The sequence below is a fragment of the Hyphomicrobium sp. genome (genome assembly GCF_036262015.1).
Classification (GTDB): domain Bacteria; phylum Pseudomonadota; class Alphaproteobacteria; order Rhizobiales; family Hyphomicrobiaceae; genus Hyphomicrobium_C.
This window is the reverse complement of the sequence record NZ_DATAJR010000009.1, coordinates 585,954-605,171: the sequence shown is the minus strand read 5'-3', so window position 1 is coordinate 605,171 and position 19,218 is coordinate 585,954. Positions and strand designations below refer to the sequence as shown.

Annotated in this window: 21 protein-coding genes and 1 pseudogene; 7 read left to right on the top strand and 15 right to left on the bottom strand. The window is 62.0% G+C overall.

Going from position 1 to position 19,218, the window contains the following annotated elements; translation table 11 throughout:
- From VHO05_RS18425 to VHO05_RS18410, 4 genes are all read right to left on the bottom strand, one after another.
- A complete protein-coding gene (locus tag VHO05_RS18425; RefSeq protein WP_329648073.1) occupies positions 1-351 on the bottom strand; it encodes a DUF2200 domain-containing protein in 351 nt (116 codons plus the stop codon).
- A 37-nt stretch (positions 352-388) separates the two neighbouring features.
- Positions 389-922, bottom strand: coding sequence for a dihydrofolate reductase family protein (locus tag VHO05_RS18420; protein WP_329648072.1), 534 nt, complete (start codon positions 920-922; stop codon positions 389-391).
- Between the two features lie 368 nt (positions 923-1,290).
- Positions 1,291-1,599, bottom strand: coding sequence for a DUF1272 domain-containing protein (locus tag VHO05_RS18415; protein ID WP_329648071.1), 309 nt, complete (start codon positions 1,597-1,599; stop codon positions 1,291-1,293).
- Between the two features lie 271 nt (positions 1,600-1,870).
- Positions 1,871-2,116: a hypothetical protein gene (locus tag VHO05_RS18410; RefSeq protein WP_329648070.1), complete on the bottom strand. Its 246-nt coding sequence runs from the start codon at positions 2,114-2,116 to the stop codon at positions 1,871-1,873.
- Positions 2,117-2,416: 300 nt separating this feature from the next.
- Between VHO05_RS18410 and VHO05_RS18405 the strand changes: the two genes are divergently transcribed.
- Entirely contained in the window at positions 2,417-3,112 is a 696-nt protein-coding gene (locus VHO05_RS18405) for an RDD family protein (protein WP_329648069.1), read from the top strand.
- Between the two features lie 96 nt (positions 3,113-3,208).
- Here the strand turns inward: VHO05_RS18405 and VHO05_RS18400 are convergent, their stop codons facing one another.
- Both VHO05_RS18400 and VHO05_RS18395 read right to left on the bottom strand, forming a co-directional pair.
- Positions 3,209-3,682 (bottom strand): nucleoside deaminase, encoded by a 474-nt coding sequence (locus tag VHO05_RS18400; protein WP_329648068.1) that lies wholly within the window; start codon positions 3,680-3,682, stop codon positions 3,209-3,211.
- Between the two features lie 12 nt (positions 3,683-3,694).
- A pseudogene (locus VHO05_RS18395) lies at positions 3,695-4,275 on the bottom strand (ankyrin repeat domain-containing protein).
- A gap of 243 nt (positions 4,276-4,518) precedes the next feature.
- Between VHO05_RS18395 and VHO05_RS18390 the strand changes: the two are divergent.
- The 3 genes from VHO05_RS18390 to VHO05_RS18380 all read left to right on the top strand — a co-directional run bounded on the left by VHO05_RS18390 (position 4,519) and on the right by VHO05_RS18380 (position 6,320).
- A complete protein-coding gene (locus VHO05_RS18390; protein ID WP_329648067.1) occupies positions 4,519-4,986 on the top strand; it encodes a thiol-disulfide oxidoreductase DCC family protein in 468 nt (155 codons plus the stop codon).
- A 76-nt stretch (positions 4,987-5,062) separates the two neighbouring features.
- A complete protein-coding gene (locus tag VHO05_RS18385) occupies positions 5,063-5,908 on the top strand; it encodes an SDR family oxidoreductase (RefSeq protein WP_329648066.1) in 846 nt (281 codons plus the stop codon).
- Positions 5,909-6,083: 175 nt separating this feature from the next.
- On the top strand, positions 6,084-6,320 hold the full coding sequence (locus VHO05_RS18380) for a hypothetical protein (protein ID WP_329648065.1): 237 nt from the start codon (positions 6,084-6,086) through the stop codon (positions 6,318-6,320).
- 87 nt (positions 6,321-6,407) lie between these two features.
- Here VHO05_RS18380 and VHO05_RS18375 read toward each other — a convergent pair whose 3' ends face one another.
- Entirely contained in the window at positions 6,408-6,689 is a 282-nt protein-coding gene (locus VHO05_RS18375) for a hypothetical protein (protein ID WP_329648064.1), read from the bottom strand.
- 448 nt (positions 6,690-7,137) lie between these two features.
- Between VHO05_RS18375 and VHO05_RS18370 the strand changes: the two genes are divergently transcribed.
- Positions 7,138-8,226, top strand: coding sequence for a DUF2252 family protein (locus tag VHO05_RS18370; protein WP_329648063.1), 1,089 nt, complete (start codon positions 7,138-7,140; stop codon positions 8,224-8,226).
- A gap of 12 nt (positions 8,227-8,238) precedes the next feature.
- On the opposite strand, the gene VHO05_RS18365 is transcribed toward VHO05_RS18370, so the two are convergent.
- The 3 genes from VHO05_RS18365 to VHO05_RS18355 form a co-directional block, all read right to left on the bottom strand.
- Positions 8,239-8,706: a hypothetical protein gene (locus VHO05_RS18365; protein WP_329648062.1), complete on the bottom strand. Its 468-nt coding sequence runs from the start codon at positions 8,704-8,706 to the stop codon at positions 8,239-8,241.
- 192 nt (positions 8,707-8,898) lie between these two features.
- Positions 8,899-9,309, bottom strand: coding sequence for a lysozyme inhibitor LprI family protein (locus VHO05_RS18360; protein ID WP_329648061.1), 411 nt, complete (start codon positions 9,307-9,309; stop codon positions 8,899-8,901).
- A gap of 203 nt (positions 9,310-9,512) precedes the next feature.
- Positions 9,513-9,788 carry a hypothetical protein gene (locus VHO05_RS18355; protein ID WP_329648060.1) on the bottom strand — a complete coding sequence of 92 codons (276 nt, stop codon included), beginning with the start codon at positions 9,786-9,788 and terminating at the stop codon, positions 9,513-9,515.
- A gap of 192 nt (positions 9,789-9,980) precedes the next feature.
- Between VHO05_RS18355 and VHO05_RS18350 the strand changes: the two genes are divergently transcribed.
- The gene (locus tag VHO05_RS18350; RefSeq protein WP_329648059.1) at positions 9,981-11,219 is read left to right on the top strand and encodes a TIGR03862 family flavoprotein; all 1,239 of its coding nucleotides are present in this window, start codon (positions 9,981-9,983) and stop codon (positions 11,217-11,219) included.
- A gap of 13 nt (positions 11,220-11,232) precedes the next feature.
- On the opposite strand, the gene VHO05_RS18345 is transcribed toward VHO05_RS18350, so the two are convergent.
- From VHO05_RS18345 to VHO05_RS18335, 3 genes are all read right to left on the bottom strand, one after another.
- Positions 11,233-13,053 (bottom strand): ABC-F family ATP-binding cassette domain-containing protein, encoded by a 1,821-nt coding sequence (locus tag VHO05_RS18345; RefSeq protein ID WP_329648058.1) that lies wholly within the window; start codon positions 13,051-13,053, stop codon positions 11,233-11,235.
- 105 nt (positions 13,054-13,158) lie between these two features.
- Positions 13,159-14,556 (bottom strand): PDZ domain-containing protein, encoded by a 1,398-nt coding sequence (locus VHO05_RS18340; protein ID WP_329648057.1) that lies wholly within the window; start codon positions 14,554-14,556, stop codon positions 13,159-13,161.
- A gap of 157 nt (positions 14,557-14,713) precedes the next feature.
- Positions 14,714-15,469, bottom strand: a complete 756-nt coding sequence (locus tag VHO05_RS18335; RefSeq protein ID WP_329648056.1) for a hypothetical protein — start codon at positions 15,467-15,469, stop codon at positions 14,714-14,716.
- A gap of 283 nt (positions 15,470-15,752) precedes the next feature.
- Here VHO05_RS18335 and VHO05_RS18330 point away from each other — a divergent pair, with 283 nt between their 5' ends.
- Positions 15,753-17,423: an FHA domain-containing protein gene (locus VHO05_RS18330; RefSeq protein WP_329648055.1), complete on the top strand. Its 1,671-nt coding sequence runs from the start codon at positions 15,753-15,755 to the stop codon at positions 17,421-17,423.
- Between the two features lie 7 nt (positions 17,424-17,430).
- On the opposite strand, the gene VHO05_RS18325 is transcribed toward VHO05_RS18330, so the two are convergent.
- Together VHO05_RS18325 and VHO05_RS18320 are read right to left on the bottom strand one after the other, a co-directional pair.
- A complete protein-coding gene (locus VHO05_RS18325) occupies positions 17,431-18,687 on the bottom strand; it encodes a GNAT family N-acetyltransferase (protein ID WP_329648054.1) in 1,257 nt (418 codons plus the stop codon).
- A gap of 115 nt (positions 18,688-18,802) precedes the next feature.
- Positions 18,803-19,165, bottom strand: coding sequence for an ABC transporter permease (locus tag VHO05_RS18320; protein WP_329648053.1), 363 nt, complete (start codon positions 19,163-19,165; stop codon positions 18,803-18,805).
- Positions 19,166-19,218 lie beyond the last annotated feature (53 nt).

The following is a 19,218-nucleotide window of genomic DNA, read 5'->3' as shown; positions in this document are numbered from 1 at the left end:
TCACGCCTTTCGCAAAATCTTGTCGATCGCTTTGCCCTTGGCCAATTCATCGATGAGCTTATCCAGGTAGCGAATTTCCTGCATCAATGGCTCCTCGATGTCCTCTACGCGGACACCGCAGACCACGCCTTTGATCAAGCTGCGCGAAGGATTGAGCTTGGCCTTGGCGAAAAAGGTTTCGAAGTCCGTCTTCTTGGCCAGGTGTGCTGCGAGGGCGTTCTCACCATAGCCCGTCAACCAGGCGATGATCTCATCGACCTCGGCCTTGGTGCGCCCCTTCTTCTCGGCTTTCGCGACGTAGTGCGGATAGACGCTTGCGAAGCTCGTCGTATAGATCCGGTGCTTTGTCATGCGCGTCCTTTGCGGCAGCTGGACTTATGCTGCGCGACTAGGCGGGAACGTACGTCAACCGGATCGCGTCCCCGCCAATCAATTCGCTGGCCACAAGGCGCAGCGGCGGCCGGGGACCAGCGAAGAAGGGCTTTCCGCGACCCAGCACGACCGGGTGCAAGTAGAGTTGATACGCGTCGATAAGACCGGCCTGAGTGAGGCTTCCCGCTAGCTCCGTTCCGCAAACGCGGATCTCCCCATCGAGATCGGACTTGAGCTTACGCACGGCCGTCTCGACATCATCCGCGATAAGCGTGGCATTGGGGCCGACCGACTTCAGCGAGCGCGACGCGACCCACTTTGCTTGTTGCCGCCACGCCTCCGCGAACTCGCGACGCTCCGGCGTCCACGTGGGATCGTCTTCGTCCCAATAGCGCATCAGCTCGTAGATTCGGCGGCCGTACACAGCGCCCGTTACGCCTCCCACTTGGTCGATGAAGTGACGGAAGAGCACGGCATCGGGGGGCGCAAACGCGTCGTGGTCGACGTAGCCGTCCAGGGATTGGTTCATTCCGAAGACCAGCTTCGCCATGCTGCAGGACCTCCCTCTAGCGTCCACAGAATTAGCTTGAACTGGCGATACGCGGAAGAGTGGTTGGCAAAAGCGGTCCACCGATTGTTGGCGGGACAAATAGCCAGCGTTCCGGCCGGCAGCACCGTCATGGATGCGATCCTCATGCAGCCAAATCCGGGCCGGGAACTGGACCGGAGCGAAGCCCAAGGAGCGAAAAATGGCAGAGCCCGAAAAATGAAATGAGCAAAATCAAGCGGCCGAAAGCGGTCCGAACAGCACTCGGCCCGATTCGGCCGCCTTTTTCGGACGGTGCTACTAGGTGACTTCTCTCACGCCAGCGAGCCACATCGCGGCCGGCACATCGGGCAGAACAAGCATCGTCGCATTCACCGTCGCTCCGGCGCGATCTTCCGGATCTTCTCCGCGAATACCGCATGAGCTGCCGCATCGAGCGGACGATGCCGTACGGTCGTGCTCGCGGGATCCTTGCCAAGATAGTTGTCGCCCTTCCAGTTCGTCACCGGACGGATCGGCCGCTGCGTGAAGCCGCCGCCGCAGTTCGGGCACACGTTGCCGAGCACACCGTCGACGCAGTCCGCACAGAAGGTGCACTCGTACGAGCAGATACGCGCCTCCGTCGCGTCGGGTGACAACGCCGTGTTGCAGTTCTCGCACGTGGGCCTGAGCTCAAGCATTTTTCCGTCTCCCGATTGCGCGACACGCCTTGTGACTTTGGCAAGCTTGCTCAACCTCAGCTAGGCCCACGATTGCGAGCCATTGAAGCGGCAAACGCCACGTTCGCCTGCGCAGACGCAGTCATGAGAGGAACAATGGTCGAGAATTGGACCGGGGCAAGGGCCAAGTAGCCAAGAATGGCGAAGGCCAAATAATTGAAATGAAAAAAATCAAGCGGTCGAAATAGATCCGGATAGCGTTCGGCTCGTTTCGGCCGCTTTTCTGACGGTGCTACTTCTTCACCAAGCCAGCCTTGCAGGCCGCCTTGAACTCGCCTGCGTCGATCGCGCCGTTCTTGTCCACGTCGGCCTGCGCGAAATTCGCGATATAGGCCTTCGCCTGTACAGCGTCTATCGATCCCTTTTTGTCGACATCGGCCAGCTTCCACACGGCTTGGCAATCGGCTTCGCTCAATGGAGCGGCGGCAGCAAGCGTCGCGCTTGCAATAAGAAAGGCAACTATCAAAGTTGTTTTCATGGACGTCTCCTACCGTTCTATTTTCTCGCGTGGCACCTCAAATCAAGTTGTAGACGACAAGAAAAGTTGCACTTTCTCCCACTTTCTACAAGGTGCACGCGAGTCCCGTTACTCGTAAAACGAATTAACCAAGTGCATCCACGCGGCGCGCGTTTGTCGGCGCTTTAAAAGGGAACGGCGTCGATAGCGCAGCGGGCGTGCGCGCCGGCCTGTCCCTTGGGGAACATGGGCAACACGCGAAATGGCCCACACTGCGGCAGGAAATATGTGCCCCGAAACGCGACAGCCCGAGTGGACAGCATGGCAACGATTGAAGCCCCGGCCGACAGCACGACGACGATCTACGCCGGCTTCTGGAAACGTGCGCTGGCGCTGCTGATCGACGTGTGCCTCATCAACACCGTCGTTTCGCTCGTGTTTCTGGGGCTCGCACTGGCAATCCCCGGACTCGGCAAAGTGATCACGCTGGATACGCCATTCGGAATCGGCACCGTCGAACGGACGATCGAAGACAAGAGTACCGAGACGCCCGCCGCGGACGGAACCAAGCATACGACGACCGACAAGCTCATCGAGCGCACCGTGCTCGATCGCTGGGTGTACCGCTATCACATCGTTGGGACGGGCCGCGAAACTGACAACGACTACTACTCCGCCAAGCTCCGCACCTACGGGTCACAGCAGCTCGATCCCGCGACTGGGCAGGAGATCGAGACAACGAACGTCGACAGCATCGCGCTTGTCGTCCTGATGCTCTATTGGATTTTGGCCGATGCCAGCCGCTATCGGGGCAGCCTTGGCAAGCGCGTGCTCGGCCTGAGCGTAGTCGATGGCCAGGGCGAACGCCTGATGCTCGCCGACGCCGCGGGACGCAATCTTCTGAAGATCCTCTCGGCGATGCCCGCGCTGATCGGCTTCATGATGGCCGGCTGGACGAAGCGAAAGCAGGCCCTGCACGACAAGCTCGTCGGAGCCTACGTCGCTTCGAAAGGGTAAGGCCGCCGCGTCAATCGGGATGAGTATCGGGCGGGCCTCAGGAACGGCCGCAAGGAACGGGCCGCTACGCAGGTTGCCGTCTTTCACTACCGTCGATCACGTGCTGGGGAGCTGACCGCGCTTCCACACACCATAAAGATCCGGAGCCGAATCCAAGCGGATTGGCACGTGCCGGATCTTCATCGACTGCTCTGAAAATGGCTTGGCAAGATCCGCATACACTTCGGCGGTCGACAAACCGAATGGCGCGCCATCTTCGTTGGTATAGGCGTAGGTGACCTCTCTCACGCCCGCGAGGCGCATCGCAGCCAGGCACATCGGGCAGGGGTGGCCGCTGGCGTAGACCGCGCACCCCGAGAGATTGGCCGTTCCCAACTTTCGGCTGGAGTCACGAATGGCCATCAACTCGGCATGGGCGGTCGGGTCATGGGTCGCAAGAATTTCATTGACGCCCCTGCCGACAATCTCGCCGTCTCTCACAACGACCGCACCGAATGGCCGACCGCCTGTCTCGATATTGGCACGCGCAAGCTCGAGCGCTTCGCGAAGGAAACTCTGGTCATCGCCCATATCGCTGCTCCCTTACTTGGCGCCGGCCTTCACGAGGATGTGCTCGATCTCCTTGTACCCGCGGTCGCGGGCGAGCTGAAGCGGCGATGCACCATCGCGATCTGCAAGTTCACATTGACCTTCGCATCGACCAAAGCCCGGACGATCTGCTGATGCCGCTCGCCGCCATCGCCGAGAATGATGGCCTCGATCAGTGCGGTCCACCCGAGGTTGTTGACGTGGTCGACGTCGACACCGGCCGCAATGAGCGTACGCACCGTTTCGACATGCCCCCGCTCCGCCGCCGGAATAAGCGCGGTGCCCCCATATCGATTGGTGCTCTTGAGATCGGCGCCGTGCGCGAGTGTCATCCGGAGAATTTCGATATGACCGCGAGCCCCGGCGTAGAGATAGGGACTATCGTTGATCGCGTCCTTGGCGTTGACGTCAGCCCCGGCATCGATCAACGCCGTAGCCGCCTTGATCTTGTTGCCTTGCGTCGCGAGCAAGAGCGCCGTACGCCTGTCTCCGTCCCTGGCGTCAACATCGACACCCTTGGACAGCAGATCCCGGATGGTCGCAACATCGTCGTCAGAAGCCGCCCTGTGCAGCATGGTTTCGTTCACGGACCGCTCCGCTGCAAAAACGGGATAGGTTATGAGGAGCAAGATGAAAGCAAAGCTCCCGGAAAAAAGCTGTCGCACAGCTCAACACTCCTGTCCGCTTGCGAAGATGATCGTTGTCTTTGGGCCATGGCAACCGAGGCAAGATGGGCCGCCTATGTCTTGTTGTTGAGCTGCCGATATACCACGTCCTGAAGGGACGCAGATGCTTGCGCCCGTCGATGGGGGATGAAGTTGAACTACACGCCTCGGTCCTACCGCTCCGACCCGTCCGTCCCCAACTTCGACGACAGCGCGCCGCTGATCATTTTCGACGGGCACTGCATGCTCTGTGCGTCGGGCATCGAATGGATGCTCACGCGCGATCCGAATGGCACGAGCCGCTTCGCCGTCATTCAGGATCCGGTCCCGCAGGCGGTCTATCGCCACTACGGCCTCGACCCGGAGACGTTCGACACGTTCATGGTGCTATGGAACGGTGTCCCCTACACGCGATGGGCCGGCGCGCTTGCAGCCGCGCGCACGATGCCCGCGCCGTGGCGCTGGCTCGGCCAGATCGGCCGCATCGTGCCGAGCTTGATAGGCGACAGGATCTACGACTGGGTGCAGCGCAATCGTATTGACTGGTTCGGCGCGCGGGAAGCCTGCTTTCGGCCTGGCGAAGCCCAGGCGCGGCGTTTCCTCGCCAGCCCTTTCGCTTGAGGGTGTTGCGCCTTGAGGGTTGCTGGATGTTACGCCACATAGATGCGAACGGCGTGTTCACCAGGAGCCCTCTGTTATGCCCACCGTTCTTGTCACAGGTGCGAACTCCGGCATCGGTCTCGCGACATCGGTCGAGTTGGCCAAGCGCGGCTGGAATGTTGTCGCGACGATGCGCGATCGCGAAAAGCGCGGAGCGCTCGAACAGGCGTTGCGGGCGGCGGGCGTTACGGACCTCGTGCGGATAGAACGGCTGGACGTCACAGACGAGGCCTCCATCGACACGGCGATTGCGACACTCGATCTCGCCCACCGCCCGCTCGATGCGGTCGTCAACAATGCCGGTATCGCCATCGGGGGCGCGTTCGAGGATCTGAGCGACGCGCAGGTTCGCCGAGTGATGGAAGTAAACTTCTTCGGCGTCCTCGCGTTGACGCGACGTCTCCTGCCCAAGTTCCGCGCGCAACGGCGTGGCCGCATCCTCATCGTTTCGAGCGAAGCGGCGTTTGCGGGAAATCCGACCATCTCGGCCTACACGGCGTCGAAATGGGCCGTCGAAGGATGGGCGGAATCGCTTGCCCATGAGGTCGAACCGTTCAACGTCCAGGTCGTGCTCGTCGAGCCGGGTGCCGTAAAAACGAACATCTGGGAGGCCTCACCGCGCATCATTCCGCAGGACAGCCCATATCGGCCACTGCTGCGGCACCTCGATGCCGCCGTCGACATGCACGTGGCGAAAACCGCGCGCGAGCCGGAAGACGTTGCCAAAGTCATCGCCAACGCGCTCGAAGCCACCAAGCCACGCTTTCGCACGGCAATCGGTCCGACGGCGCGCATGCTGCACGTCGCGCGCGGCAAGGTGCCGACAAGCGTGATGCGCAAGATCTTCGGCTATTACTTCGGGCTCAACCGCGTCCGCTGGTAGCTCAAAAGAACGTGGGCGGATGGACCGACGCGCCGGATTCGTGTCAAATTATCCGTACCCTGTAACGTCGATCTTAAGTCGCGTCTGCCATGGTTCCCGACAGAGGCCAGCTGTGCCTGCGCTTCAAAAAAAATAGATCGAGCCGATCTCGATCGCGAGTCCAGGAGACGCCAGTATGACGTTCGCGAAAACCGCCCTTGTCGCAACCCTTGTCGCCGCAACCACGCTCGGCGCGAGCTTCACCGCAGCCAATGCGCATGTGAAGAAACGGGATGCGCGCAACTTCCTCTATGGCGCCGCTGCTGCAACCGCCGTCGTGGCCGTCGTCAAGCAAGACTGCAAGAAGTGGAAGTACCGCTACAAGCGCACCGGAAATCCCTACTACCTCGACCGCTACTACGCCTGCATGTAGTCGGCCCGGGCTGGTCGCACCGAGCACGATTGCGCTCAACCCCTTCGCGTCGGTTTCGATGCGGAGGGGTTCTTGTTTGGTGCGGGATCAATCCGAAATGGCGACCGTAGCCGGCGGCGAGTTGGCAACAACGCTGTTGCCGAGAGGCTGAGCTAGGATGGACGACGATGCGCTCGGCAGCATCCAAAGAAACTTTCTCGTGCCCAACACCCCATCCTGCGCCATGGCAAATCCACCGGCGACAAGCGCTACGCCGCAGAACGCGATCACGGACTCGAACTTCCGTGTTCCCGTGTACTGGTAATAGAGCACGGCTGCGCCAACGAGCATGACCACCAGCGCTGCCAAGACGATTTCCGGAGACTGCATAGGTTGCCTACCAGTTGATGCCACGACCGGCGGATGCCGACGTCAAACTCCGCATAGATAGAGGACGAACGCGACAAGCGTGTTAAAGGCTATGGCTATGCCATAGCCGCTTTTTCCAAGCGTCCAGAGCCCGTTCGCACATGCGGAACACGAGGGGCTGGTCAGAATCGGCACCAGGATCATGGGTACGCATCACCGACGCTGCGCGGTGCATAAGGCGCACCGCGGAGTCACCCTGTCGTCAAATCCTGAAAGCTGCCTGACAGCCAAGGAGCGGCCCACCGTCACAAGAAGCTGCCACAAAAGTGACATGGAATTTCAGCTGCTACCTTACAATTACGTAGGTACAGGGGCGTCGAGATTGATGGCGCCACGCCGCACACCTAACTCATGAGCGGTCGGTCATCGGCAACGCTGATCATTTGAGTTACCGGAAGAGAGGCGCCCCATGATGCCACTCACTCAATCTCTGGTCCCATTCGCACAATCCAAGAAGCACTACGAAACCTGGATGCGCGAGCAATTGGGCAAGGACTTTGTTCCGGGGGACCTCGCCGAAAAGAACCGCGTGATGAAGCAGAGCGCGTTCGTTTTCCTACGCGGCACATATTGGCGATGGGCCGAGCAGTCTCTGGAACTGTTTCCGGATCTCGCGAATGCGCCTGTCGTGCTCGCCGTAGGCGATATCCATCTCGAGAATTTCGGCACCTGGCGCGACGTGGATGGGCGTCTCGTTTGGGGCGTCAACGATTTCGACGAAGCGGCCCGGATGCCGTATGCGCTGGATCTGGTTCGCCTCGGTGCCAGCGCGGCGCTCGGGGCGAACGCGCGTAGTTCTGAGATTCCGGAGCTATGCGATGCGATCCTGAGTGGCTATCGCAACGGGCTTGCTGATCCGAGCCCGGTTGTTCTCGACCGCGATTGGTCGTGGTTGCGCGATCGTGTGATCGTGCCGGAAGATGTGCGGCAGAAATTCTGGAAGAAGGTCAGGGCACGCCAAACGGAGACAGCGCCGCCGCGGTTCCGCCAAGCCCTGCGCGACGCAATGCCGGATCCTGAGGTGGAGTTCGATACGGCGCGACGGGTTGCGGGCACAGGCAGCCTCGGTCGGCCGCGCTGGATCGCTGTCGCCGAATGGCGGGGCGCGCCGATTGTGAGAGAGGCGAAGGCTGTCCTGCCCTCCGCTTGGAATTTCGTACACGGCCAGCCGAATGCGCCGATAGAAATGGCAAAGATCGCGGCGGGACGCTACCGCTCGCCAGATCCCTGGTACCGGATCGCGAACGGCCTCGTCGTCCGCCGGCTCTCGCCGAACAATCGCAAGATCGAGTCGAACACGATTTCCGGACGCCTTCACGGGCAGCGCATGTTGTGGGCGATGGGCTTCGAACTCGCGAACATCCATCTCGGAATAGACGACGCCCGCAACGCCATCGAAAAGGACCTGAAGGGACGCGATCCGGGCTGGCTTTCGGCCAAAACCGTTAGAGCTGCCGCCGCCGTACTCTCGGACTACAAAGAGTTTGGGAAAATGTAGCTGAACGGGCGTTTATTTTATCGAGAGCGTCCGTCCGCGCCACGCCCTGCGGGGTGCGGTCCGGATCAGCGCAATGACGAGCGCAAGAACCGCGCCATAAGCAAAAATGACGATTGCATCGCTCACGAGCGCGCCCCAGGCGTGCGCGACCGAAAGCGCATTCAGGCTGGGATTTGTCTCGGCGTAGACGATCTCGATTTCCTGCCCGGGGCTGTAGCGATCCGCCGCTCGTTTCGACATGTGCGCCGAGCCGTTGACCATGGCAGGTCCCGGAAGGTCGAGCACGTAGTTGACCTTGCGGCCGCCCTCGGTGCGGCCGATGTAGGATGCGAGGTCGATGCTCCGCACGATCGCGGTAGCCGGAAGGCCATAGTCGCGAACTTGCCGATAGAGCGCGTAGTCGGCCCGGAGCTGCGCCAGAGCGAACAGCAGCACCAGCGGCGCCGTGAGCATGATCAGATATAGCTTCAGCTCTTTCATGGGCATCTCCCGGCGAGTAACGGGAGAACCGTGTCGAAAGTCAGACGGCAGGTCAGTTCCAGCCGTAACCGTAAGGATCGGTAGAGGATAACAAGGATAGAGCCCGCCTAGAATACCTGTACATCCGAACTCCCAGCTTTTTGAGGAACAGGGCTTCCCAGCTAAGGCGCTTCGGCAGGTCGACACCGTATCTCACTTTTCCCCGTACCGCTCTTCCAGCTCCTTGATCCGAGCGTTTGTCTTTTCCGTCATACAGCCGGCGACGGCCGAGCCGGTGCCGGTTCCGCCTGACCATTCCATGGGTACAGCGCCTTTGCAGTCCGCATCGCGGAATGCGACCCAGGCTCGCTGGCTCTCGCGCATGGCCTTTTCCCAACTCGCAGGATCGTACGGCGGCTCGAGGTCGCTCGCGGCGATGTGCGCCAGCACCTTCTTGTAGGTGGCGTTGAGCTTAGCGTCGGCCTCATTGAAAGATTTGTCCGAGCAGAAATTCATCTCGTAGGTCGTGCTGGGATCGGTACAGTCGATAGGATCGTCGGCAAGAGCGGACGCGCTTAGAGACAAACACGCGGCGAGCGGCAGCAGAAAACGGAGAATGCGCATAGGAGCCCCCTTAGGTCAGCCCATGAGCAATAACCGATCACCCGTCGGCGCAACAGCGCCCGGCCGGTATCGGGATTGAATATTCGGAGTCCCCGGTCTTTATCGCCCAATGCGGCACGTTGCTGCCAGCCAAACGAAAAAGGTCCAGCCCATGAAGGGCCGGACCCGAAAAGTATGACGCGTGAACGGGGAGAGTTCAGCGCTCAGTGCTTCTTCCAGTGCTTCTTGCCGTGATGATGGTGGTGGTGATGCTTGTGCCAGCGCGGAGGAGCACAGCGCTCGCGGCCCCAAATATGGGACCGGTGCCAGCCGCCCCGGTCCAGCTTGCACGACGAGTGAAGGCCATGGACGCGGATGATTTCGCTCGTTCCCGTCGAGGAGGAGGCACTAGCGGCGCCAGCGAGCGGGGCGGCCTGAGCCACGGGGGCCATGAGCCCGATGCAAATTGCGCCAGCGAGTGCGGCGAATAGCTTAGTCATCATCGTCTCCCTTGATTGTCCGGCTCGGAAAATGCCACGTGGTGTCACGCAGCGAGCCGGCAGTAGAAGTCATGGCTCCGCGGGTTGATTAGATCGCATGCGGAGCAATTAACGCCCGATTGTTCGCCTTAGATTCGGGTGATAATCGGGCAAATGCGCCGAGACAGTTCGAACAATGAGCGTCAGGAATTCGTGGAACAGTCACAACATGGCGCGGCCGTAATCGGGGGCGGACCCGCAGGCCTCATGGCCGCCGAAACGCTGGCGCGCGCGGGCGTGCAAGTAACGGTGTACGAGCGCATGCCGCGTGTGGGGCGGAAGCTTCTCTTGGCGGGCAGGGGCGGCCTCAACCTCACGCATAGCGAACCGCTTGAAAGCTTTCTTTCACGCTACCGCGAGGCAGAGCCCAACCTGCGCGCGGCCATCGAGGCATTTCCACCATCGGCGCTGCGCGCATGGTGCGAAGACCTCGGACAGGAGACGTTTGTCGGCACGAGCGGCCGCGTTTTTCCGCGCGTCATGAAAACTTCGCCGCTCCTGCGCGCATGGCTGCAACGCCTCGACGCACTCGGCGTCGAGTTCAAGCTCCGCCATCGGTGGATTGGTTGGGACAGCGACGGCGGCCTGCTGTTTGAAACGCCCGACGGGCAGGTGCGTGCCGACGCGGATGGAACGATACTCGCGCTGGGCGGCGCGAGCTGGCCGCATTTGGGATCCGACGGGAGCTGGGTCCAGCCCTTGCAGGGAGATGTGCGGGTCGCCCCGCTCGAAGCTGCCAACAGCGGAATCCGCATCGCCTGGTCGGAGGTCTTCCGCACGCGTTTCGCAGGGGCGCCTTTGAAGCGCATTGCTCTCACAGTCGGCAGCGACATCGCACGTGGCGAGGCGATGATCACCGCGGATGGCCTCGAAGGCGGGGCGGTCTATGCCTTGTCGGCTCCCATCCGGAATGAGCTTACCGTTGAGGGTGAAGCAAAGCTCAGGATCGATCTCCGCCCGGACGAGGGGCTCGAAGATCTCGCCAAACGCCTCGAAAAGCCACGTGGAAAGCAATCGCTCGCGACGTTCCTGCGTAAGGCGCTGAATCTCGATCCGCCCGCAATCGGTCTGTTGCAGGAGGCCGCACACGCCGAGGGCAGACCCTTGAACAGCAGGAGCGCCGATGAGATCGCTCGGCTGACGAAAGCAATCCCGCTACGCGCAACTGCGACGGCGCCGATCGATCGCGCGATCTCCACGGCCGGCGGCGTGATGTTCGACAATCTCGACGAGACGTTCATGCTGCGCGCGCGGCCAGGCACGTTCGTCGCCGGTGAGATGATCGACTGGGAAGCTCCGACTGGCGGTTACCTGCTGCAAGCTTGCTTCGCGACAGGCCGTGCGGCGGCACACGGCGCACTCGCATACCTTGCAGAACGCCCCAGCACCTGACGCCTGTCGCCGTTCAACCCTCGATCTCGCTGCGCAAAAGTTCCAGTTCCAGCCACCGTTCTTCAGCGGCCGCGAGCTTGCTTTGAACGTCAGACAAGGCCTGCGAGGCGTCCTCGAATGTCTTTCGGTCGCGCGTGTAAAGATCCGGCTCCTCAAGCTTGCGCGCGAGTTGCGCCTGTTTGCTCTCCAGCGCCGCGATCTCGCCCGGCAGCGTCTCGAGGGCGTGCTTATCCTTGAAAGACAAACGACGCTTGGCAGACGGCTGCGGAGCGTCCGACGGCTTTGTCTCGGCCGCAACCGGAGCGGACACGGCCTCCTTCGCACGCGTCTCGCGACGTTTCAGATCCGTTCCGCGCTGGGTGAGCATGTCTTGGTAGCCACCCGCGTATTCCGTCCATCGCCCATCCCCTTCAGGCACGATGACGCTCGTCACCGCTCGGTCGAGAAAATCGCGGTCGTGACTGATCAAGAGAACGGTCCCCTTGTACTGGGCGAGGACCTCCTCCAGCACGTCCAACGTCTCGAGGTCGAGATCGTTCGTGGGCTCGTCGAGTACCAGAAGATTGGACGGCTTGGCCAACGCACGCGCCAGCATCAGCCGTCCGCGCTCGCCGCCCGACAGAGCGCTGATCGGAGTGCGCCGCTGCTCGGGCGCGAACAGGAAGTCCTTCATGTAGGCGATGACGTGCTTTTTCTCGCCGCCGATGGTCACGACGTCTCCGCGCCCGCGTGTGAGCGCTTCCGAAAGCGTCCAAGTCGGGTCGAGGCTCTCGCGCCCTTGATCGAGTGTCGCTATTTCGAGGCTCACCCCAAGACGCACCTCGCCGGAATCGGGCGGAAGCGCCCCCGTGAGCAGCGAGACGAGCGTGGTCTTGCCGGCACCGTTCGGTCCGACAATGCCAAGCCTGTCGCCGCGCATGAGACGCAGCGACAGGTCACGCACGATGGCGGTGTCGCCGAACGACTTCGAAAGACCCTTGGCTTCGATCACGAGGCTGCTGGACGTTTCCGCTTCCGCGACTGAGAGCGTCGCCTTGCCCTGCACCGCGCGATAGTCCCGGCGCGATTGCCGAAGCTTGGCAAGCTCCGCCATACGCCGGACGTTGCGTTTGCGGCGGCCGGTCACGCCGCCATGCACCCAATGGTTCTCTGCCACGATCTTGCGATCGATCTTGTGCTGCTGCATCTCTTCGTCGGCGAGCTGCTGATCGCGCCAGTCTTCGAACCCACTGAACGGCAACTCCACGCGCCGTGCTCGCCCGCGGTCGAGCCATACGGTCGTGCGCGATAGCTTTTCGAGGAAACGCCGGTCATGGCTGATGATGACGATGGCTGCGCTGGATTGCTGCAACCGTCCTTCGAGCCATTCGATGGTCGGAAGATCGAGATGGTTGGTCGGTTCGTCGAGCAACAAGATTTGCGGATCGGACGCGAGCACGTGCGCGAGCGCGGCGCGCCGTGCTTCGCCGCCGGAAAGATGAGCCGGATCCTCGCTGCCGTTGAGGCCAAGCTGTTCGAGGAGATAGCGCGCCTGATGCGGGTCATCGCTTGCGGCCAATCCGGCTTCCACATAGTCGAGCGTCGTGGCGTAACGCGACAGATCCGGCTCCTGCGGCAGATAGCGGACCAGCGCGCCCGGCTGCACAAAGATGCTTCCGCGATCAGGCTCGATAAGACCGGCAGCGATCCGCAGAAGTGTCGACTTGCCCGACCCGTTGCGCCCAACGAGGCAGATGCGCTCGCCCGCGCCGACCGCCAGATCGACCCCATCGAGCAGGCTCGCGCCGCCGAACGTGAGTGCGATATCGGTGAGTTGGATAAGGGGAGGGGCCATAAGGGATCCGGAACAAGAAAGCGCGCGCCGAGCGCACATCGATTGCGCGTCTATACAAGGTTCATGGCCTGATATTCCAGGCCTTTGCGGGTGCGACTGCGGCGGCTATTTGGCCTGCACCATCATTGTAATGGCGTCGGTGGTCGTACGTCCGAAGCTGCCGTCGAACGAGCCGGTATAGTAGCCCCCGTCCGCGAGGCGCTGCTGGAGGGCCTTGCGAAACTCCCGGCTCCACGCGCGGTTGTTTTGCATCATCTGCTGGTACGTGAACTGATACCGCCGTTCGAGCGCGTTGTAGACGTAGGCTGCGGCCAACTGAGCGTCGCGATTGACGCCGAGCCCTTTGTCATACTGGTAGGCAAGGTTGTGAATCGCCAGCAGCTGCCCGCGCTTGGCGGCCTCTCCGTACCAGGTAGCCGCTGTGGCGTAGTTCTTCTCGACGCCACGCCCAGTCGAATACATCGTTCCGAGCGCGGCCATGCCGTCCGCGTCTCCTGCATCCGCGGCGCGCTTGTACCACTGCACGGCCTGGAAGTTGTCGGCTTCGAGCCCGCCGCCGCCTTCGAACAAGAGCCCGACGGCAACCATTGCCGGCGAGTAGTTGGTCTCGGCGGCCTTCTTGAACATGTTGACGGCTTCGAGCGGATCGCGCGATACGCCTTCGCCATCGCGATACATGCGCCCAAGACGGAACAGCGCTGCAACATTGCCCGCATCCGCCGATTTGCGGATCCAGCGCTGAGCTTCGGCCGTGTCCTTGATCGTGCCGCGGCCGGTTGCGAGCGCGTCGCCGTAAAGAAGCATGCCGTTTGTGCTGCCCGCGAGTGCCGCCTTCTTGAACCAGGAAACGGCCTCGGCCGCATCGGCCGCAACACCGGTCCCGTTCGTATAAAGACGCGCCAGAAACATCATCGCCGGGGTGCTCCCGCGATCGGCCAGTTGGCGGAGGGCCTGCAAATAGCCTGGGCCGTCGTCAGCGACGCGCCACACGGTGAGCATGCCGGTCGATCCCGGAGTCCGTGCCTTGATCTGCTCGACGAACGCGTTTGTCTCGAGCACCGGCGTTCCATCGATCGCCATGACGAAGTCGCCAAAGCGCAGACCCGCTTGTGCTGCGGGTGCGCCGGGTGTCGTGCCGACGACGAACACACCGGCCTCCTGGTTGAGACCGAGGGCAGCGGCCAGCGCCGGATCGTTCACCCCGTCGAGATTGACGCCCGCGTAGGCAATGTTTTCCCGTCCCGGCCACGGCTGAAAGGTGATCGGCACTTGGATCGAGTGGCCTGACAGTTTCAAGCCTTGGCCCGGTACACTCCCGCCAGCGGACGGAAACGGAAAGTCAGGCGTTGACGGCGGCGCGTAGGGCGCACTGCCGGTTCCGGGCGGCAGAAGACGGATGATGTCGCGATCGTCGTCTTCTGCGGCGAAGAGAACGTCGAAAAACGGAGCCGGAGCCAGCCAGAGGGCTGCCGCCGCAAGCACCCGGACGGTGGTTCGTCTCATCGGCTAGCCCCGTAAGAATAGAATGGCAGCAATTTTAGCGCTGGCCATTACACGGGGCAACACGGGGCCCGAGCACAAACATCACCGACGGATCCTTGAGGAGCGGGCATTTCTGGCGCTGGGGCATACAACTCAGAGCCAGACTGCGTGACGAGTGTCAGGCCGCCGCCGGCTTCCATTGGCCTGGCGCCGTCTGGCAGAAAATCGCCGTGTTCGAATTTGTCTCGTCGGCGGCCTCCTGGCCCTTCTTCTTCCTCAGCTGGAGCTCGGTGGTCACCTTGCGGCACTGGGTGTCCGGCGGGATTTCGGCGATCTTGACGACCTCCTCGTCGACGACGGGCTTAGCGGGCTGTGCGGTCTTCTGATCCGACGTCGGAGAAACTGGAGCAGGAGCGGCATCGGTCGCCTTTGACGTATCAGACGCGAGATTGGTATCGCCGGAGCCAGGTGTCGCCGTGCCGTTTCCGCCGGGTGCAACCACTTTGTCTGCAGCCACCAGGATCGCCGGATCATTCTTCAGATCAGACGCCTTCTGCATCGGCTCGGCGACGATGGTCACCTGCTTCTTGCCGTCCTTCGACGTGTAGGTGTCGGAGACGCGCTGCTCGGGATCCTTGGCGACTACGACTTTCGCGCGTCGCGCCACCTCGCGCCGCTCGTTTCTCGTCAGTGCCTCGAAGATCACCGCACCGACTGCGACAGCGGCCACCACGCCGAACGCTGTGCGAAACGGCCCGCCGAACAGGATGACTCCTCCCGCAAGTGGAATGGCGGCGCGGGGCAGGATGCGGGCAGGAGCCCTAACCACGTTCTTGAAGGTGCGACGGATTCCGAACTGAGCGTCGGCAGGAGGAGGGAGGCTCGTAACAGCGACGGAAGCCGCGAGAAAGACGCAAAGCAGGCGCGCGAACATATGGTGTCTCCCGGAAGGAGGTTTTGAAAAATGTAGCTCCACGAACAGGCCAGCTTATGGCGAAAGAGCCTAAGGAGCCGGCGGAGAATATCCGAACTACGCCTATTCAGGGAGTGGAAACCCGCAGAAGTTCCGATCGCGGTTTACGGGGCACGGGTTTCCAGGCTCAGGACCGCCGTGCGCACCCATCGCCAAGCCGTGCATGGGAAGGAATATCAGGTGGATGGGCGGGGGAGGTTGCGCTAGGAGTTACGCGAAGTGGGACAGTGTCACTGGGGCACTAATGCCGTTTCAGAAAAGAGGGACGTCCGGCGGGTTCTGGCGCTCCCTTGTCCTATTGGCCGGAATACTGGTGGCGGCGAGCCTCGCGCCTCCGGCATCCCGGGCCTTTGACACGCGGCGCGTCGAGCCGAGCGTCTACAAGATCTACACATTCATCCCCGACAAGAACAACCAGTACACGATCTCATCGGGATCGGGTTTCCTGGTCTCGGGTCATCGCCATGTGGTGACCAATTTTCACGTTGTCGAAGGCGGCACGCAGTTTTTCGTCGCATACCGCGACGGACGCGAAGCCAAACTCGTTGAAGCCAGGCGCGCGAACACCCGTCCGAACGTCGACTTGGCGCTTCTCGAAACGCGCGAGGACCTGCCCGGAGAGCCGCTGCGGCTCGGCGAATACGAACCCGAGAAACTGGCCGAGGTGGTGGCGATTGGATTTCCAGGTGCGGCCAACCTCAACAAGGAGTTGGTACCGGGCCCAGACGCGCGCGGCGTGCCCCTGACGGATCTCGATTCAACCGTCACCACTGGCACCGTGTCGCGCATGACTTTCACGAACCTCAAAGTCAGTGACACGCAGGTCCTGAGCGCACGAACGGTTCAGCACAATTCGGCGATCAATCCCGGTAACAGCGGCGGCCCCTTGTTCGACGCGTGCGGTCTTGTCGTCGGCGTGAACACGCTGCAGGGGCTCAACTCGCAGGGGCTCTTCTTTTCGATCCACGCCAACGAGGTCGGCCGCTTCCTGCGCGAAGGACAAATTCCGTTTTCATCAACGACACGGCCCTGTTCGACCGGGCTCGGAAGCGGCCTCATTCCGCTGATCATCGGGCTAGGGGCGACTCTCGCGCTGGCGGCCTTTGCTTTCGCTCTGCGGACCCGCCGCATGCCCGAACTGGTAGACGCTCTTCCGAAGGCCCTCGCGCGCCTGACGTCTCCGAAGGGATCGGACAAGAATAAGGGGCTGCGCAATCTGCTGCGTCCCTCTCCGGACGCTTCGGGCATCCTCGGCCTGCGCGCCGTCGATGGCGGCGCGATTGTTCGCCTCGACGAAAGCGGCAAGGCGCGCACGATTGGGCGAGGGCCGGGTGCGGACATTGTCGTGACGGCCGACACGGTATCGAAAGTTCACGCCCGATTGGCCTACGATCGCACGTCCGACCGCGTTCGCATCACAGATCTCAACTCATCGAACGGCACGTACCTGAACGGCGCGCGCATCGCTGAAGCTGCCGCGTCTCCTGGTGCGTTGCTTCGGTTTGGCACGGTGGAATACGCCGTTGTACGCGAGAGCCACTCCGCAAAGGCGGAACGAATGAGCGCCAACAGCGGCTGGATGCTCTCCGGTTTCGACCCCTCCGGGCGTGCGCTTCAAATTGAGTTGCGTCCGGTCACCGATCCGACTTCCGACCGTGCGCTTCCGGCAACCTGGACGTTCGGACGTGACCCCATACGCGCCAACTTTGTCATCGAAGACGGCAGCGTGTCGTCGCTCCACGCTCAGCTCATGTACAATCCCGGTGAGCCCCTGATGTTGCGGGACATGGGCTCCATGAACGGCACGCGTCTCGATGGTGAGGACATCGGCAAGCGTACAGTCACGCTGTCCGATACGGGCCATGAGATCGCGTTTGGGCTGGCTACGCTGCGTTTGTCGCGCTCAACCGGTTGAACGAAGATCAACCCTTGGATTTGCTCATCCTGTTGAGGGCCTCGGTAAGCTTGCGGCGAGCACCGACCGGCATCGCATCCAGCGTCCGCTTCACGGCAGTCTTCGCGAGACCCAGATAAACGACGGCATAGGCGCGACCGAGGAGCGAGGTCGGCACGGCCCAGTCGCGCACCACGATGGCATCGTCCGCCCACTCGAGCTTGTAGCCGTCGCCCGGCGCCAAGAGGTCGAAAACGGCAATCCCGTCATCTTTCGCGCGGTGGATGCTGTCTTCCATCAGCAGTGAGCCGGCGGCGGTCTTCTCATAGTCGAGATCGTAGGTGATGATGTGGATGGCCGTGCGGCCCTTGCAGCGCAGGCCGATCTCGAGCGCGACTGGGCGGCCGTCGCATGTGAGCGCAAAAACGTGGCAACCGGCGGGCCGCGTGTCGGAGCGGGTCACGTCGCCGAAGAAGCGCACTGTTCGGGGATCTGCCAACGCAGGAGAGACGATACCACGCTGACGAAGCCACGCGTGCTTGAATGTGAATGCATTGGCAGTGAGCGCCTCGGCCCTTGCACCGTTCGTATGCCATTCGAGAGCGATTGTGCCGCGCTCTTCGAGGCGGCGGCGCTGACGCTTACGGTTCCGCCGGGCGCCGCTCGAGTAGCGCTTTTCGTACTCGGCAAAGTCCGGTGCAGATGTCAGATCCAGATAGGGCGCCTTGAGCTCAGTGGTAATTCGGGCTCCTAGCGCCGGCAGCAGAGGGGCGATGACCGAGTCTTCGCGGACCTTCCGAAGCTGAACGACGTTGGCCCCTGTGCGCCGCGTAACGAATGTCCAGGCTTCACGCAGAAGATCGGAAGCATCGGGCAGATCGTCAATCAAGACGTCGCCATATTGGCTGACGGGGTCGCCCATCCATGTGAGCTTTGTCACTGGCCCGACCCGCTCCGAGACGAGCGGCCAAACCATGACGAGGCGGTCGTCGATGTGCGCGGTTACGATCGCGAGCTGCGGGCCGGACGAGCCTTGCTTCGGCAGGAAATGATTGGCCCAGTGCCAAAGCCAATTGAAGGATTGGAAAAGCTGCGTATCACGGCTCGCGCGCTCGAACAGCGCATTCCAGGATCTCTCAAGCGCGTTGAATTCGTCACGCGTTGTCACGAGGTCGAGCGCCGCATGCGCACCTGAGAGAGACGCACCGGGCAGGACATGAAGCGTGCCCCAGGCCTGTGGCTGGTCCGTGCATTCGCGCGCGAGCGGAAGCGCTGATGCTGACATGGACGGTCCTTTACGCATAACTGATCGACGTCCCGAATTGGGATTCCGGGACTTATTCGCAACGACGATGCCACAGAAAGGATAACGCTTTGGATAATCGGGCCGGAGCGAGGGCCTAAGCGTGCGCGATTTCGATCAGCGAAAGAACGAAAAGCACTGTCACGGCAACCCAAAGCAGGAGCGAGCCGCGCCGCGTCTGCGCTCCGCCGCCAAACAGGGTGACGATAGCAATGACCGCCGCGCTCGCGAGGTTGATGACGATCAACCCGGCGAGGCCAAGGCCGCGTGACCCGCTCCATGCGCCTTCGATGAACGTTGCGCCCGCAAGGCCAATCAAAACCGCGCCGAGCACCCGGGGCCAGAAGCCGGAGTCAGCAGCCGGTAATCCGAAGAGCCTAATGACACTTAGAGGGGCCAGCAGCAATGCAAGGCCGCTTACGAGCTTGAGGAGTGTTTCGAACCAGAGGAGTTGATGCACGGAGCGATCACGTCAATCTGAAGAAAGGCCGCGAACGAGCATCGAGCGCACGC

Coding starts and splice junctions, on each gene's coding strand:
- VHO05_RS18425 (WP_329648073.1), bottom strand. CDS start 351: ATGACAAAGCACCGGATCTATACGACGAGCTTCGCAAGCGTCTATCCG.
- VHO05_RS18420 (WP_329648072.1), bottom strand. CDS start 922: ATGGCGAAGCTGGTCTTCGGAATGAACCAATCCCTGGACGGCTACGTC.
- VHO05_RS18415 (WP_329648071.1), bottom strand. CDS start 1,599: ATGCTTGAGCTCAGGCCCACGTGCGAGAACTGCAACACGGCGTTGTCA.
- VHO05_RS18410 (WP_329648070.1), bottom strand. CDS start 2,116: ATGAAAACAACTTTGATAGTTGCCTTTCTTATTGCAAGCGCGACGCTT.
- VHO05_RS18405 (WP_329648069.1), top strand. CDS start 2,417: ATGGCAACGATTGAAGCCCCGGCCGACAGCACGACGACGATCTACGCC.
- VHO05_RS18400 (WP_329648068.1), bottom strand. CDS start 3,682: ATGGGCGATGACCAGAGTTTCCTTCGCGAAGCGCTCGAGCTTGCGCGT.
- VHO05_RS18385 (WP_329648066.1), top strand. CDS start 5,063: ATGCCCACCGTTCTTGTCACAGGTGCGAACTCCGGCATCGGTCTCGCG.
- VHO05_RS18380 (WP_329648065.1), top strand. CDS start 6,084: ATGACGTTCGCGAAAACCGCCCTTGTCGCAACCCTTGTCGCCGCAACC.
- VHO05_RS18375 (WP_329648064.1), bottom strand. CDS start 6,689: ATGCAGTCTCCGGAAATCGTCTTGGCAGCGCTGGTGGTCATGCTCGTT.
- VHO05_RS18370 (WP_329648063.1), top strand. CDS start 7,138: ATGATGCCACTCACTCAATCTCTGGTCCCATTCGCACAATCCAAGAAG.
- VHO05_RS18365 (WP_329648062.1), bottom strand. CDS start 8,706: ATGAAAGAGCTGAAGCTATATCTGATCATGCTCACGGCGCCGCTGGTG.
- VHO05_RS18360 (WP_329648061.1), bottom strand. CDS start 9,309: ATGCGCATTCTCCGTTTTCTGCTGCCGCTCGCCGCGTGTTTGTCTCTA.
- VHO05_RS18355 (WP_329648060.1), bottom strand. CDS start 9,788: ATGACTAAGCTATTCGCCGCACTCGCTGGCGCAATTTGCATCGGGCTC.
- VHO05_RS18345 (WP_329648058.1), bottom strand. CDS start 13,053: ATGGCCCCTCCCCTTATCCAACTCACCGATATCGCACTCACGTTCGGC.
- VHO05_RS18340 (WP_329648057.1), bottom strand. CDS start 14,556: ATGAGACGAACCACCGTCCGGGTGCTTGCGGCGGCAGCCCTCTGGCTG.
- VHO05_RS18335 (WP_329648056.1), bottom strand. CDS start 15,469: ATGTTCGCGCGCCTGCTTTGCGTCTTTCTCGCGGCTTCCGTCGCTGTT.
- VHO05_RS18330 (WP_329648055.1), top strand. CDS start 15,753: ATGCCGTTTCAGAAAAGAGGGACGTCCGGCGGGTTCTGGCGCTCCCTT.
- VHO05_RS18325 (WP_329648054.1), bottom strand. CDS start 18,687: ATGTCAGCATCAGCGCTTCCGCTCGCGCGCGAATGCACGGACCAGCCA.